The sequence below is a fragment of the Phyllobacterium sp. A18/5-2 genome (assembly GCF_025452215.1).
In the GTDB taxonomy this organism is placed as follows: domain Bacteria; phylum Pseudomonadota; class Alphaproteobacteria; order Rhizobiales; family Rhizobiaceae; genus Phyllobacterium; species Phyllobacterium sophorae.
Window position 1 is genome coordinate 1,378,466 of sequence record NZ_CP104966.1, and the last position, 13,914, is coordinate 1,392,379.

Annotated in this window: 13 protein-coding genes and 1 pseudogene; 10 read left to right on the top strand and 4 right to left on the bottom strand. The window is 58.3% G+C overall.

Annotated features, from left to right (window positions below):
* Positions 1 to 73: 73 nt before the first annotated feature.
* The 5 genes and pseudogenes from rpmI to pheT all read left to right on the top strand — a co-directional run bounded on the left by rpmI (position 74) and on the right by pheT (position 4,774).
* Positions 74 to 274, top strand: a complete 201-nt coding sequence (gene rpmI / locus N8E89_RS06905; protein ID WP_106662221.1) for a 50S ribosomal protein L35 — start codon at positions 74 to 76, stop codon at positions 272 to 274.
* A gap of 42 nt (positions 275 to 316) precedes the next feature.
* Positions 317 to 718 (top strand): 50S ribosomal protein L20, encoded by a 402-nt coding sequence (gene rplT / locus N8E89_RS06910; protein ID WP_106662222.1) that lies wholly within the window; start codon positions 317 to 319, stop codon positions 716 to 718.
* Between the two features lie 129 nt (positions 719 to 847).
* A complete protein-coding gene (gene pheS / locus N8E89_RS06915) occupies positions 848 to 1,930 on the top strand; it encodes a phenylalanine--tRNA ligase subunit alpha (protein ID WP_262261529.1) in 1,083 nt (360 codons plus the stop codon).
* Positions 1,927 to 2,337, top strand: a complete 411-nt coding sequence (locus tag N8E89_RS06920; protein WP_106662224.1) for an ASCH domain-containing protein — start codon at positions 1,927 to 1,929, stop codon at positions 2,335 to 2,337. Before pheS ends, N8E89_RS06920 begins: the two co-directional genes overlap by 4 nt.
* Positions 2,338 to 2,358: 21 nt before the next feature.
* Positions 2,359 to 4,774, top strand: a pseudogene (gene pheT, locus N8E89_RS06925) (phenylalanine--tRNA ligase subunit beta).
* A gap of 70 nt (positions 4,775 to 4,844) precedes the next feature.
* Here pheT and N8E89_RS06930 read toward each other — a convergent pair.
* Together N8E89_RS06930 and N8E89_RS06935 are read right to left on the bottom strand one after the other, a co-directional pair.
* On the bottom strand, positions 4,845 to 5,657 hold the full coding sequence (locus N8E89_RS06930) for an aspartyl/asparaginyl beta-hydroxylase domain-containing protein (protein ID WP_106662226.1): 813 nt from the start codon (positions 5,655 to 5,657) through the stop codon (positions 4,845 to 4,847).
* A gap of 465 nt (positions 5,658 to 6,122) precedes the next feature.
* Complete coding sequence (locus N8E89_RS06935; protein WP_106662227.1) at positions 6,123 to 6,521, bottom strand: hypothetical protein; 399 nt, start codon at positions 6,519 to 6,521, stop codon at positions 6,123 to 6,125.
* A gap of 126 nt (positions 6,522 to 6,647) precedes the next feature.
* On the opposite strand from N8E89_RS06935, the gene N8E89_RS29270 reads away from it, so the two are divergent.
* Positions 6,648 to 7,007: a helix-turn-helix domain-containing protein gene (locus N8E89_RS29270; protein WP_410010345.1), complete on the top strand. Its 360-nt coding sequence runs from the start codon at positions 6,648 to 6,650 to the stop codon at positions 7,005 to 7,007.
* A complete protein-coding gene (locus tag N8E89_RS06945) occupies positions 6,934 to 7,473 on the top strand; it encodes an MmyB family transcriptional regulator (protein WP_262261531.1) in 540 nt (179 codons plus the stop codon). Before N8E89_RS29270 ends, N8E89_RS06945 begins: the two co-directional genes overlap by 74 nt.
* On the opposite strand, the gene N8E89_RS06950 is transcribed toward N8E89_RS06945, so the two are convergent.
* A complete protein-coding gene (locus N8E89_RS06950) occupies positions 7,463 to 8,458 on the bottom strand; it encodes an aldo/keto reductase (RefSeq protein ID WP_262261532.1) in 996 nt (331 codons plus the stop codon). The two genes, N8E89_RS06945 and N8E89_RS06950, sit on opposite strands and share 11 nt — an antisense overlap.
* 98 nt (positions 8,459 to 8,556) lie before the next feature.
* Here N8E89_RS06950 and N8E89_RS06955 point away from each other — a divergent pair, with 98 nt between their 5' ends.
* Positions 8,557 to 9,447 (top strand): LysR family transcriptional regulator, encoded by an 891-nt coding sequence (locus N8E89_RS06955; protein WP_262261533.1) that lies wholly within the window; start codon positions 8,557 to 8,559, stop codon positions 9,445 to 9,447.
* Positions 9,448 to 9,476: 29 nt separating this feature from the next.
* On the top strand, positions 9,477 to 10,463 hold the full coding sequence (locus N8E89_RS06960; RefSeq protein ID WP_106662231.1) for a Gfo/Idh/MocA family protein: 987 nt from the start codon (positions 9,477 to 9,479) through the stop codon (positions 10,461 to 10,463).
* Between the two features lie 7 nt (positions 10,464 to 10,470).
* On the opposite strand, the gene N8E89_RS06965 is transcribed toward N8E89_RS06960, so the two are convergent.
* A complete protein-coding gene (locus N8E89_RS06965) occupies positions 10,471 to 11,631 on the bottom strand; it encodes a zinc metalloprotease HtpX (protein WP_113172617.1) in 1,161 nt (386 codons plus the stop codon).
* A gap of 226 nt (positions 11,632 to 11,857) precedes the next feature.
* On the opposite strand from N8E89_RS06965, the gene dnaK reads away from it, so the two are divergent.
* The gene (gene dnaK, locus N8E89_RS06970) at positions 11,858 to 13,777 is read left to right on the top strand and encodes a molecular chaperone DnaK (RefSeq protein WP_106662233.1); all 1,920 of its coding nucleotides are present in this window, start codon (positions 11,858 to 11,860) and stop codon (positions 13,775 to 13,777) included.
* Positions 13,778 to 13,914 lie beyond the last annotated feature (137 nt).

The window sequence follows — 13,914 nt, forward strand, 5'->3', positions numbered from 1 at the left end:
AGCCTGAAATTAAAACAAAAGCCCCAAAACTCCAAAAGAGCGAAGCGGGGCTCATAAGATTAGGAGTAGCAAAATGCCCAAGATGAAGACCAAATCTGCTGCCAAGAAACGGTTCAAGATCACCGGGACTGGCAAAGTCAAAGCCGCCGCCGCTGGCAAACGCCATGGCATGATCAAACGTTCGAACAAATTCATTCGTGACGCACGTGGCACAATGGTTCTCGCCGATGCCGATGCGAAAATCGTGAAGAAGTTCCTGCCCAACGGCCTCTGAGCCGGGCGCGTTATTTAGTCCTTAAGACAAGGAGATCATATCATGGCACGTGTAAAACGGGGCGTTACGTCTCACGCCAAGCATAAAAAAGTTCTGAAGCAGGCCGAGGGTTTCCGTGGCCGCCGCAAGAATACAATCAAGACCGCCAAGGCCGCTGTCGATCGCTCGAAGCAGTACGCTTACCGCGACCGCAAGAACAAGAAGCGCACGTTCCGCGCGCTTTGGACCCAGCGCATCAACGCCGCTGTGCGCGAGCATGGCCTGACCTACAGCCGTTTCATCGACGGCCTGTCGAAGTCGGGTATCGAGGTTGACCGCAAGGTTCTGTCGGATCTCGCGATCCACGAGCCGGAAGCATTCGGTGCACTCGTGGCTTCTGCCAAGAAGGCGCTCGAATACTTGAAGAACACCACTCCGAACGCTTTTGAAGGCGCTGTCCACTAAGCCAGCCGCCGCTCCCAAAGCATTTCGGAAATTAAGACTTGGGAAACCCGCGCTGGCTCGGCTAGCGCGGGTTTTTCGATTTTCTGCACTATTACGATCAGTCGCAAACCGCGAAACGGGTGAAGAACCATGGACGATCTGGTACAACTGGAAAGCGTGCTTGCCGCGCAGATTGAGGCCGCGAATGATGAAGCGGCCATCGAAGCCGTCCGTGTCGCAGCTCTCGGCAAGAAGGGCTCGATTTCGGAAAAGCTGAAATTGCTGGGCTCGATGTCGCCGGAAGAGCGCCAGTTCCAGGGCCCCGCCATCAACGGGCTAAAGAATCGCATTGCCGAAGCGCTGACCGCGCGCAAGAATGCACTCAAGGATGTTGCAATCGGCTTGCGCCTTGAAAAGGAAAAGGTCGACGTTACGCTTCCCGTCCGCGCTGCTCCAGCCGAGCGCGGCCGCATCCATCCGATCAGCCAGGTCGTTGACGAAATTACCGCCATCTTCGCCGATATGGGATTTTCCATTGCCGAAGGTCCAGATGTCGAGACGGACTATTACAACTTCACAGCGTTGAATTTCCCCGAAGGACATCCGGCACGCGAGATGCACGACACGTTCTTCTTCAACCCGGACGAGACTGGCGAGCGGCGGGTATTGCGCACCCATACGAGCCCCGTGCAGATCCGTACCATGGAAAGCCAGAAACCGCCGATCCGCATCGTCATTCCAGGCAAGACCTATCGCATGGATAGCGACGCCACCCACTCGCCGATGTTTCATCAGGTTGAAGGCCTCGTAATCGACAAGACCGCCAACGTCGCCAATATGAAGTGGGTGCTGGAAGAGTTCTGCAAGGCGTTCTTCGAAGTGCCGTCGCTGAAGATGCGGTTCCGTCCGTCCTACTTCCCCTTCACCGAGCCGTCGCTGGAAGTCGATATCCAATGCGACCGCTCCGGCAAGGAAGTGAAATTCGGCGAAGGTACGGACTGGATGGAGATCCTCGGCTGCGGCATGGTGCACCCGAATGTGCTGCGTGCCGGCGGGCTCGATCCGGATGAATATCAGGGCTTTGCCTGGGGCATGGGCATCGATCGCATCGCCATGCTGAAGTATGGCATGCCCGATCTGCGCGCCTTTTTCGATGCCGATGTCCGCTGGCTGCAGCATTACGGCTTCCGCCCGCTCGACATGCCCACGCTGTTCGGAGGCCTGAGCGCGTGAGCGGATTGCCTGATCCGTATCGGGATGCGGTGACGTTCGCGTTCGGCGATTCTCCCGCTCTTGCCGACGAATTGCTGGCGCTTGTGCTTGCCGGCAAGAAGACGGCGACCTGTTCGGCGCTGCGTGACTATGCTTCGGACAGCGCCGGCAAGCCTGTCGTGGGCCGGCGTGATGTGGTGCTCGACGGCGCGGGCAAGCCAGCGGCGGTCATCGAGACCGTCGAGGTCAGCTATCGCCGGTTCGACGAGGTCGATCCAGCCTTTGCCCGCGACGAGGGTGAAGGCGATGGCACGCTCGAACAGTGGCGGCACGGCCACGAGAGCTATTTTCGTCGCAATGGCGGTTTTTCGCCGGATATGGACCTTCTGTGTGAGCGGTTTCGCCTCGTCGAAATCCTCAAACGCTAAAATTGAGAAACGAGTGAAATCATGAAATTCACACTCTCCTGGCTGAAAGGTCATCTTGAGACCGAGGCTTCGCTCGACAAGATCGTCGAGACCTTGACCATGATCGGTCTGGAGGTCGAGCAGCTTGACGACAAGGCCGCGTTGAAGCCCTTCGTTATTGCGAAGGTGCTGACCGCTTCCCGGCATCCGGATGCCGACAAGCTGCAGGTCCTCACCGTCGATACGGGCGACGGCAAGCCGCTGCAGGTTGTCTGCGGCGCGCCCAACGCACGTGCCGGACTCATTGGCGCCTTCGCTGCGCCAGGTGCCTATGTCCCGGGCATCGATCTGACCTTGTCGGTCGGCAAGATCTCGCGGCGTCGAGAGCCATGGCATGATGTGCTCCGAGCGCGAATTGCAGATGTCGGACGAGCACAACGGCATCATCGACCTGCCGGCGGATGCACCGGTCGGCACCAGCTTTGCCGCTTATGCGGGTCTGGACGATCCTGTCATCGAGATCAACTTGACGCCGAACCGCCCGGACTGCACCAGTGTATACGGCATTGCCCGCGATCTTGCCGCGGCCGGTCTCGGCACGCTCAAGGGCCAGCCGGTCGAACCTGTCAAAGGTGCCGGCCCGGCGCAGGTCAATGTCTCGCTTGATCTTGGCGACGATAAGCATCTTTGCCCGGGTTTCGCCTGGCGCACGATCAGGGGCGTAAAGAATGGTCACAGCCCGAAATGGCTGCAGCAGCGGCTGATCGCCATTGGCCTGCGCCCGATCAATGCACTGGTCGATATCACCAATTACCTCACCTTCGATCGCGGCCGTCCGCTGCACGTTTTCGATGCGGACAAGGTCGAGGGCGGTCTCACGGTGCGCCGCGCCAGGGCAGGGGAGCAAATTCTCGGTCTCAATGGCAAGGAATACACGCTGGGGCCGGACAATGTCGTCATCGCCGACGCTGATGGCGTTGAATCGATTGGCGGCATCATGGGCGGCGAACATTCCGGCTGCGACGAGAATACCACCAATGTCGTGGTTGAATCGGCGCTTTGGGATGCGATGAACATTGCCCGCACGGGCCGGACACTCGGTATTATCACCGATGCCCGTTACCGGTTCGAACGCGGCGTCGATCCTGAGTTCATGGTCCCGGGGCTCGAACTTGCCACGCAATTGGTGCTGAAATTCTGCGGTGGAACGCCCTCCGGGACGCAGCTTGTTGGGTATAAGGGCCATGCGCCAAAGACGGTGCAGTTCCCGGCATCGGAGGTCAAGCGCCTCACCGGCATCGACGTTACCGCCGAAACAAGTCTCGATATCCTGTCGCGTCTCGGCTTCGTACCGCAGGGTACGGGCGAGGTGGTGGATGTCGTGGTGCCGTCATGGCGCCCGGACATCGATGGCAAAGCCGATCTGGTCGAGGAAGTGATGCGCATCCATGGCGTAGATCGCATCGATCCGCAGCCGCTGCTCAGCCACGCGGCAGTGAACGGCAAGATCCTGACCACCTTGCAAATCCGCACCCGCAATGCCCGCAGGGCGCTGGCCTCGCGTGGCATGATGGAGGCGGTCACCTGGTCGTTCATTTCCGAAGAGTCCGCCAGGGCTTTTGGCGGCGGCCAGAGCGAACTGAAGCTTGCCAACCCCATCGCGGCCGACATGTCCGACATGCGTCCGTCGCTGCTGCCAGGCTTGCTTGCCGCTGCCCAGCGCAATGCCGATCGCGGGTTCAACGATCTGGCGCTGTTCGAGGTTTCCGGCACCTATGAAGGCAACACGCCGGAAGCCCAGCGCCGCGTTGCTGCCGGCGTTCGCCGCGGCACGGCCAAACTTGAAGGCCCGGGCCGTCACTGGGCGGGCAATGCCGCTCCGGTTAGTGTTTTCGATGCCAAGGCCGATGCGCTGGCGGTGCTCGAAGCCTCCGGCGCACCGGTGGACAAGCTGCAGATCGAAAGCGGCGGACCGGCCTGGTATCATCCCGGTCGCTCTGGCACGATCAAGCTCGGACCCAAGGTCATTCTTGGAACCTTCGGCGAGTTTCATCCGAAGACACTGGAAACACTCGACGTGGCAGGCATTCTCTGCGGCTTCGAAGTCTTCATCGACGCCATCCCTGAGCCGAAGCAGAAGGCAACCCGTACCAAGCCGGCGCTCAACCTTTCGGATTTCCAGGCGGTGCGCCGCGATTTCGCGTTCATCGTCGACAAGTCCGTGGAAGCAGCTGCCATTGTCCGGGCGGCACTCGCCAGCGACAGGAAGCTGATCACCGGCGTTCAGGTCTTCGATCTGTTCGAAGGCGCATCGCTTGGCGACGGCAAGAAATCCGTGGCAATCGAAGTCGCGATCCAGCCGCAGGAACGCACCTTGAACGACGAGGACCTGGAAGCGCTGACCAGACGCGTTGTCGAGAGCGTCAGCAAGCAAACCGGCGGTGTGTTGCGGGGCTAACGCTGCCATCCGAAAATCTCAGATACAAAAAAGGGGCGCGTTGCGCCCCTTTCATTTGATTTGCCCGGACCTATTTCTGGATAACTTTCCAGTTCTTGTAGAAAATCGAATTGCTGCCCTTCAAAATCACACCCATGAACGAGACGATGGCCGCGAACAACGCCGGCATATGGGACGGGCGCAGGATATCCACGAACAGGCAGTAGCGCGTCTGGTCGGTCTGGTTGACCGACTGGTGCATCAGTGTGTCATCGAAGATGAAAAGCTTGTCGTCTTTCCAGTAGCTCGTTGTATCGCCGCACCAGATATAGGCGGTGCGGTCATTCATGTCGTTGATGTTGTAGAGCACGCGGATCGTCGCGCGTACCGGTCCGAAATGCTTCGATGTCGAATTCTTCTTGTTGAAGACCGACACGCCGATCGTCTTGACGAAATTATACTTCTCATAGAAGGACGGCACATTGGCGAAGCTAGGCTGGTCCTTGCCATACCACTTGAAGAAAAACATGCTCCGCGCTTGCTGCTCCGCACGCGCCTGCAGTTGGCCTACGATATTTTCCTTTTGCGTCGCCGTAATCAGCCGCTTCACTTCTGCCTGATAATCGGATGGCAGATCCTGCAACTTGTAAACGCCCTTGTTGACATAGGGCAGCGACAGGATGTCGAGAACGATGTTCAGCGGCGACAGAAGCCAGGTGAACATGCCGTTACCAAAGAAATATTGCTCGACCACATCACGGTTCAAATTCTTGTTGCGCGACAGATCATAGATGCCGCAGATCACGTAGAAAATCACCAGATACGGGACAAAATAGGCGATGACGCCCAAAAGAACCAATCCGACGGCCCAACGGCGAAGGGACTTTTTCGTTGCTTTTTCCATGGTATTCCAGGTTCAGCGCCAGCGATGCGAGACCGTTGGCGCGGCTTGTTGAGACAAATCGATCTTGCGCGATAAAGGGTCAGGACCTGTTGATCTGGTCGAAATGGTATGAGGCTTTTCGTTCGGATACGAGGAGCAAAGGCGATGGAAATGTCTATCCATTTTCGAGCCTTTGCGACAAAGTAGCCGGGCGAAAAGACCATATCCTGCGGGCGCCGAATCGTCTGCGAGCTGCAGTGTAGAACCGTTCGGCCGGGGGAAGGCCCCGCCCTTCACGTTTCTCCTCGCATCTTCTTGCCGTTTCAGGCGCCATTTCGATCATATTAACAGGTCCTGACCCTAGAGCCACCGGCGGGTTTTTTTAAAGTCGCCAATGGCGGTCAGGAATAGGCCTTACCGCAATTCGTCTGTCAAGAGCACGCGAAAGGAGGCCCGGGGGCCGCCCTTTAGCTTGCATGCGTCAGATCAAGCTGGTTCACTGGAACCAATTGCCTTCAGGCCTTGCCATTCGACAAGGGCAAAGCAGCCAACGGCAGCCGTTACGGCAAGACTGGCAATAACGCCAAGAGCTGTAAATGCCGATGGCATCAGCATCAGGATCGCCGGGACGCCAACGACCCAGAGCAGATCCGCGGCGAAGACAAAGCCGACGAGCAACGCGGATGCGGATTTCCACCGGGCGATGAGGCCGACATCCACTGCGAACAGAATGAGCGCAACGCCGAGCGTGGCAATGAGCCAGACCGGTGCCCCAGGCATCAAATAAATCGCTGAAAGTTCGGCAAATAGCACAAGACCGAGCCCGGTTATGCCTGTCAGGACCGCATTGATCATCAGGCCAGTTTTCAGATTGATATTGATCATGTTCATTCTCCTTTGTTCGTGTTGATGACCGCACATTGCGAGAAAGAGGTAGGCGAAACAATTACCTCTGAGGTAATGGATACACTGCAGGTTGAATGGCATCCTGTTCGAAAATGGGAAGCATCCATGGAATTTGGTGATCAACTGAAGCAATGGCGTTCGCACAGGCATCTAAGCCAGCTGGATCTGGCCGCCCTCGATGCCGGCATTTCGGCTCGGCATTTGTCCTTTCTCGAAACCGGCCGCGCCCGTCCTTCCGAAGGCATGATCGTCCGCATCTGCGAGACGCTCGAATTGCCATTCAAGATTCTGCAACGAGCTGTTCACTGCCGCCGGATTTGCGCCGCGTTATCTTTCCGCCGAGCGCGAGGGTATTGCTGGTCTGCCGCCGTTGCTACGCGATACGTTGCTTATGATTCTTGCGCGCCATGCGCCGTGGCCGGCGGTCGCCTTCGACGCAGATCACAACATCCTTGCTGCCAATGACGGTTTCACGGGACTTGTCGATGCGCTCGGCATTGGCATTGCGCCGGGCATCAACATATTGGCGCTGGTGCTGGAAAATGGGCCAGTACGTTCAGCGATAACCAACTGGCCTGAGGTCGCCGTTTTGTTTCTCAAGCGGGCACGCAACGAGGCGCGGCTTTACGGTCCGCGGAGCGAACTCGCCAGACGCATCGCCATCTATGAAAATGATGCTGAGTTTGCAGCGCTATTGCGCAACGACGAAAGCGAACGCAACCCGCCTCCGGTGATTACGGTGCAACTGCGCCTGGGTGAAGCGGTCACCAACTGGATCACCACGCTCACGGCTTTTGGCTCGGCGCAGGAGGTTTTGACGGAGGGGATTTTCATCGAGCAATATTTCCCGGCGGATGACGCAACGCGGGCCATTGCAGACAGTGCGGGGTGCCGATTGCTCAGCGCCCCGCGTTTTGAAATCAGCCGTTGACAAGAGCGAGCGAGGCATCCGTGTAACGCTTGCCCGCGACGCGGGTCGGGGAAAGCGCGTCGCCGATCTTTGCATGGTCGGCTGCGGAGAGGGAAATATCTGCCGCGGCCGCATTCTCTTCCAGATGCTTGATCTTGCGCGCACCGGGGATCGGCACGATGAAATCGCCCTGATGCAAGACCCAGGCGAGCGCAAGTTGTGCCGGCGTGACACCCTTGTCGGCCGCCAGGCCCTTCAGCGTGGCGATCAGTACGGCATTGGCGTCCATGTTTTCCGCCTGGAAGCGCGGCAGGGTCTTGCGCCAGTCATCGGCGCCGAGTTCATCGGGCTTGTTGATCGTGCCGGTTAGAAGACCGCGTCCTAGCGGGCTATAGGGCACGAAGCCGATGCCAAGTTCGCGGCAGACGGAGAGGACCTCGTCTTCCGGCTCGCGGCTCCACAGCGAGTATTCGCTTTGGACGGCGGCGATCGGATGGACTTTGTGGGCACGGCGGATCGTGGCGGCACTGGCTTCGGAAAGCCCAAGCGCCTTCACCTTCCCCTGCTTGACGAGGTCGGCCATGGCGCCAACCGTATCTTCGATCGGCACGTTCGGGTCGACGCGGTGCTGGTAGAACAGGTCGATCTGTTCGATGCCGAGCCGCCCAAGCGAAGACTCCGCGACAGCTTTCAGATGTTCCGGACGGCTGTCCACGCCGACCATGCGCGAGGGACCTTCGCCCTCGTCGGCAATCTTGAAACCGAATTTGGTGGCGATTACAACCTTGTCACGGCGGCCTTTCATCGCCTTGCCGACGAGGATTTCATTGTCGAACGGCCCATACACTTCGGCCGTGTCGAAAAAGGTAACGCCAATATCCACCGCACGATGCAGCGTCCGGATCGCATCGGCTTCGTCCTGGCCGCCATAGGCGAACGTCATGCCCATGCATCCAAGTCCGATAGCCGAGACGCTGAGTTCCGTTCCGAGTTTGCGTTTTTCCATCACTGAGCTCCTTCTGGTGTGGTGAGGCGAAGGTAAGCGGGTAAACGTTGTTCGATAATTGCCTTAATTTTTTACAGCTTGTTCTATATGATAGATCAATGGATCGATCCCGGCTTCCCCAACTGGCAATATTTGCCACCGTTGCTGCGTCCGGCGGCTTTCGTGGCGCGGCAAAGGAACTGGGCATTGCGCCCTCTGCCGTCAGTCATGCCATCTCCAGTCTCGAGCAAAGCCTCGGCGTGCGGCTTCTGGCCCGCACCACGCGCAGCGTCGCCGTTACAGAGGAGGGTGCGCTGCTGCTCAAGCGGCTTCGCCCGGCCCTGGGGGAGATCGACCTGGCGCTCGATGCGGTAAAGGAAGCGAACAACCGCGTTGCCGGCAATCTGCGCCTGAGTGTTCCGCCCTTTGCCGCCCACTGGCTGCTTGCGCCGCGTCTGGCGGCCTTCAGCGAGATCTACCCCGGGGTCACGCTGGAATTGCGGGTCGAAGAGCCCTTCAAGGACATCGTCGCGGCGGGCGTCGATGCCGGCATGCGGCTTGGTGAAAGCCTGGAGCCGGACATGATCGCCGTGCCAATGAGCCGGCCGATCCGGGCCAGCATTGTTGCGGCCCCTGCGTATTTCGAAAAGTATCCCGTTCCTTTGCATCCCCGCGACCTCGCGGAGCACCTGTGCATCCGCCGGCGTTTTTCCAGCGGCCAGATCTATCGCTGGGAATTCGAAAAGGATGGCGAGGAAATCGTCCTCGAAGTGAATGGCCCATTGATCCTCGGTGATGACCGGCTGGTTGTGGAGGCGGCACTGGGCGGTGCCGGAATTGCGTTCCTTTTGCAATACATGGCGCCGGAAGCGATAGCAGAGGGCAGGCTGCGCCGCGTGCTCGAAGATTGGTGTGCGCCTTTTCCGGGTGTCTACCTTTATTATCCGAGTCGCCGGCAGATGCGACCGGCCCTTCGCGCCTTCATTGATTTCTTCAGGTTTACGACCTAGGTTGCCGCCGGCGAAAAGGAGAAAACATCATGTTCCGTTGGGGTGTATTATCGACAGCAAAAATCGGGGTAACGGCGGTTATTCCCGCTATTTGTGACGCGGAGAATTCCGTGCTGTCCGGCATCGCCAGCCGCGATCTCATGAAAGCGCGTGCAGTTGCCGAACGTTTCGGAGCACCGCATGCTTTCGGCTCATATGAGGCCATGCTGGCATCGAAAGATATTGACGGCGTCTATATCCCGCTACCCACTTCGCAGCACGTCGAATGGTCGTTGAAGGCGGCTGAAGCCGGCAAACATGTCCTGTGTGAAAAGCCGATCTCATTGCATGCCAGTGAAATTGCGGCCTTGCAGCGCGCCCGCGATACCAATGGCGTGCTGATCTCGGAAGCCTTCATGGTCACCTATCATCCGCAATGGCTGAAAGTGCGTGAACTTATCGCGCAGGGCGCGATCGGCAAACTGCGCCGGGTGCAGGCGGCCTTCACCTATTTCAACAAGGATGCCGGCAATATGCGCAACCAGCTTTCGCTGGGTGGCGGGGCCCTGCCCGATATCGGCGTCTACCCGACCGTCGTCACCCGCTTCGTCACCGGCAAGGAGCCGGTCCGGGTCACAGCCACGGTGGAACGCGATCCCGACTTCGGCACGGATCGCTATGCCAGCGTTCGCGCGGATTTTGACGGGTTCGAGCTGACCTTTTATGTTGCGACGCAGCTCGCCGCGCGTCAATCGATCGTGTTCCATGGCGATGAAGGCTATATTGACGTGCTCGCGCCATTCAACACCGGCAAATACGATCATGCCAAGATAACACTCCACAACAGCAATCACAGCAGCGCCACCGAGTATAATTTCAGTGACGTCAATCACTACCGTCTGGAGGTTGAAGCCTTTGCCCGTGCGGCAAAAGGCGAGGATGTACCGGTCTTCACGCTGGAAAATTCAGTCCTCAACCAGAAGCTGATCGACGCCATCTACCGGGCCGACGAAACCGGCAACTGGGAAACGGTCTGACGGGGCCTTACCAATAAACGCCGCCGCGGGTGACATGCACGCGCGGCTTGCCGTTGGGGGCATAGAGGCTCTGGGCACAAGCCTCGCAATCCGCATCGGCATCCGGCACGACCGGATGGATTGCCTGGGTGTTGATCAGCGACAGGATTTCCAGATTGTTGGAATTCCAGCGCCCATACTGCTGGCCGATCTGCGGCACCGATCTTGGCCGCGTGCGGATGTGCTCCTGCGGCTTGAGCGAAAGGCGGGCGAGAATATCGTCCGGCATCTTGTCGCCGCGCGCCACAACCGCACATGCCTCTTTCAATGCATTCAGCCGGGCGACACGTGCATCAGTCAGGGGATGTGTACGAAGAATTGAGGGATCGGGAATGCGCCCTCCCGGCAGGATGAGATTTTCCCAGACCTTTCCCTGCGCCTTTTCGAGCTTTACCAATGCATGGGAAAGCCCGTCCGGATCACCTGTCAGCATCGCCGCGCCGAGATCGGCGTCGAATTCGCGGGTACGTGACAGCGCCATTTGCAAAAGACCGCCAATTGTCGGCGCAAACAGCAGCACGATGACGCCAAGCCATGGAACCTGCGCAACGGAACCACTGGCAAGCCAGGTGATATTGAACAATAGCGAGACAATGCCGATCGTCGACATCAACGAAGTGAAGCGTGACACCGTATCGGCAAGCGCCATTACCTTGAGATCTTCGTTGCGGATATGGCTGATCTCATGCGCCAGCACCCCCGTGAGCTCGCGCGCCGTCAGAGCCCGAATCAGCTGGTCAGTGACCGCGACGACCGAATCGTCCTTCCGCCCGACGGCAAAGGCATTCATCATCCGCGAAGGGATCACATGCAACTTTGGCGCCTTGGGCAGCCCCGCACGCCGGGCAAGTTCTTCGACGATCGCCAATCCTTGCGGGAATTCGCCGCGCGTGACTGGCCTTGCCTTATACATCGTCAGCACCATTTGAGGACTGATGCGCCTTATCGCAAAAAGGCTTATTCCGCCAAAAACAAAGGCGTAGGCGATGCCGGCGGGACCTGCCAGTGTCCAGGCGCAGACGATGAGCAGGACAAGACTGCCTGTCAGGAGCAGCCAGGTATGCAATGTATTGATCAGCCGGCTTCGCCGGTGTCCGGGGGCGTGGAGGTGAAGGCTGCTATCGGTCATGGACGATATATGGGGCCAAAAAGGCCGTTTGCCGAGTCTTTTAAGGTGATTAAGCATGCAAATGCTGCAGCTTCTGACTTGCATGGTAATTTCCCCCTTCTTATATAGCCCCCAACACTGTAAGTACCGTTCGCCTCGGCGGTCCTGAATTGTTGAAACCCCCTAGGGGCTGCTGAATGGAATGCTCGGCAGAGGTCCCAGCAGCCTGCTGAATGGAGATAGAGTAATGGCTAAAGTTATCGGTATTGATTTGGGAACGACCAATTCCTGCGTCTCTGTCATGGATGGCAAGAACGCGAAGGTCATTGAAAATGCGGAAGGTGCACGGACGACGCCTTCGATCATCGCGTTTACGGATAGCGATGAGCGCCTTGCGGGCCAGCCGGCCAAGCGTCAGGCCGTCACCAATCCAGAAGGAACCGTCTTCGCGGTCAAGCGCCTTATCGGCCGCCGCTTTGACGACCCGACCGTCGAAAAGGACAAGAAGCTTGTTCCCTACCACATCGTCAAAGGCGATAACGGCGATGCTTGGGTAGAAGTACACGGCAAGAAGTATTCGCCTTCGCAGATTTCTGCAATGATCCTGCAGAAGATGAAGGAAACAGCGGAAGCCTATCTCGGTGAAAAGGTCGAAAAGGCTGTCATCACCGTTCCGGCTTATTTCAATGACGCCCAGCGTCAGGCAACCAAGGACGCCGGCAAGATCGCTGGCCTGGAAGTACTCCGTATCATCAACGAGCCGACCGCTGCGGCGCTTGCCTATGGCCTCGACAAGAAGGAAGGCAAGACAATCGCCGTATACGATCTGGGCGGTGGTACGTTCGACGTATCGATCCTCGAGATCGGCGACGGCGTTTTCGAAGTGAAGTCGACCAATGGCGATACGTTCCTTGGCGGCGAGGACTTCGACATGCGTCTGGTTGAATATTTTGCAGCCGAGTTCAAGAAGGAACAGGGCATCGATCTGAAGAACGACAAGCTCGCCCTGCAGCGCCTGAAGGAAGCTGCTGAAAAGGCGAAGATCGAACTGTCGTCGGCTCAACAGACCGAAATCAACCTGCCGTTTATCACTGCCGATGCTTCTGGTCCGAAGCATTTGACGATGAAGCTGTCGCGCGCCAAGTTCGAGAGCCTCGTTGATGACCTGGTTCAGCGTACCGTTGATCCTTGCAAGTCGGCGCTCAAGGATGCCGGCCTCAAGGCTGGCGAGATTGATGAAGTGGTTCTCGTCGGCGGTATGACCCGCATGCCGAAGATCCAGGAAATCGTGAAGGCCTTTTTCGGCAAGGAACCACACAAGGGTGTAAACCCGGACGAAGTGGTTGCCATGGGTGCCGCCATCCAGGCCGGCGTTCTGCAGGGCGACGTCAAGGATGTTCTTCTGCTCGACGTTACCCCGCTGTCACTCGGCATCGAAACACTGGGCGGTGTCTTCACGCGTCTGATCGAGCGTAACACCACGATCCCGACAAAGAAGTCGCAGACCTTCTCCACGGCCGAAGACAATCAGTCCGCCGTGACGATCCGCGTCTTCCAGGGCGAGCGCGAAATGGCCGCCGACAACAAGGCGCTTGGCCAGTTCGATCTCGTCGGCATTCCGCCTGCACCGCGCGGCGTTCCGCAAATTGAGGTCACGTTCGATATCGATGCCAACGGTATCGTCAATGTCTCGGCCAAGGACAAAGGTACGGGCAAGGAGCATCAGATCCGCATCCAGGCATCCGGTGGTCTGTCCGACGCCGATATCGAGAAGATGGTCAAGGACGCCGAGGCCAATGCCGAGAGCGACAAGAAGCGCCGTGAGGCTGTCGAGTCGAAAAATCAGGCTGAAGCTCTGATCCATTCGACCGAGAAATCGCTGAAGGATTATGGCGACAAGGTCTCGGCCGAAGACAAGCAGGCGATCGAAACTGCTCTTGCCGAGTTGAAGACAGCCGCGGAAGGCGACGACGCCGAGGTCATCAAGGCAAAGACGCAGACGCTGGCCGAAGTTTCGATGAAGCTTGGTCAGGCCATGTATGAAGCTTCTCAGGCGGCGGAAGCGGCCGAAGGCGGCGAGGCCGATGCGACTGCCAAGGCGGATGATGATGTCGTTGATGCCGATTTCGAAGAAATCGACGAAGACGGCAAGAAGAAGTCCGCCTGATCTCTGCCATATACCCAGCGAAAGCCCGGCCACAGTGCCGGGCTTTTTGTTTTTGCGCCTGGCTTTGGCTGCCAGCATCCCACGCGGGAACTCTATCCGCTTTCGATGGTTACTTTGTGGTTGCTGACAACCAACAG

Excerpts from the sequence above, each read along its gene's own strand:
- rpmI (WP_106662221.1), top strand. The coding sequence starts at position 74 with ATGCCCAAGATGAAGACCAAATCTGCTGCCAAGAAACGGTTCAAGATC.
- pheS (WP_262261529.1), top strand. The coding sequence starts at position 848 with ATGGACGATCTGGTACAACTGGAAAGCGTGCTTGCCGCGCAGATTGAG.
- rplT (WP_106662222.1), top strand. The coding sequence starts at position 317 with ATGGCACGTGTAAAACGGGGCGTTACGTCTCACGCCAAGCATAAAAAA.
- N8E89_RS06935 (WP_106662227.1), bottom strand. The coding sequence starts at position 6,521 with ATGATCAATATCAATCTGAAAACTGGCCTGATGATCAATGCGGTCCTG.
- N8E89_RS06945 (WP_262261531.1), top strand. The coding sequence starts at position 6,934 with ATGATTCTTGCGCGCCATGCGCCGTGGCCGGCGGTCGCCTTCGACGCA.
- N8E89_RS06960 (WP_106662231.1), top strand. The coding sequence starts at position 9,477 with ATGTTCCGTTGGGGTGTATTATCGACAGCAAAAATCGGGGTAACGGCG.
- N8E89_RS06930 (WP_106662226.1), bottom strand. The coding sequence starts at position 5,657 with ATGGAAAAAGCAACGAAAAAGTCCCTTCGCCGTTGGGCCGTCGGATTG.
- N8E89_RS06965 (WP_113172617.1), bottom strand. The coding sequence starts at position 11,631 with ATGACCGATAGCAGCCTTCACCTCCACGCCCCCGGACACCGGCGAAGC.
- dnaK (WP_106662233.1), top strand. The coding sequence starts at position 11,858 with ATGGCTAAAGTTATCGGTATTGATTTGGGAACGACCAATTCCTGCGTC.
- N8E89_RS29270 (WP_410010345.1), top strand. The coding sequence starts at position 6,648 with ATGGAATTTGGTGATCAACTGAAGCAATGGCGTTCGCACAGGCATCTA.
- N8E89_RS06955 (WP_262261533.1), top strand. The coding sequence starts at position 8,557 with ATGGATCGATCCCGGCTTCCCCAACTGGCAATATTTGCCACCGTTGCT.
- N8E89_RS06950 (WP_262261532.1), bottom strand. The coding sequence starts at position 8,458 with ATGGAAAAACGCAAACTCGGAACGGAACTCAGCGTCTCGGCTATCGGA.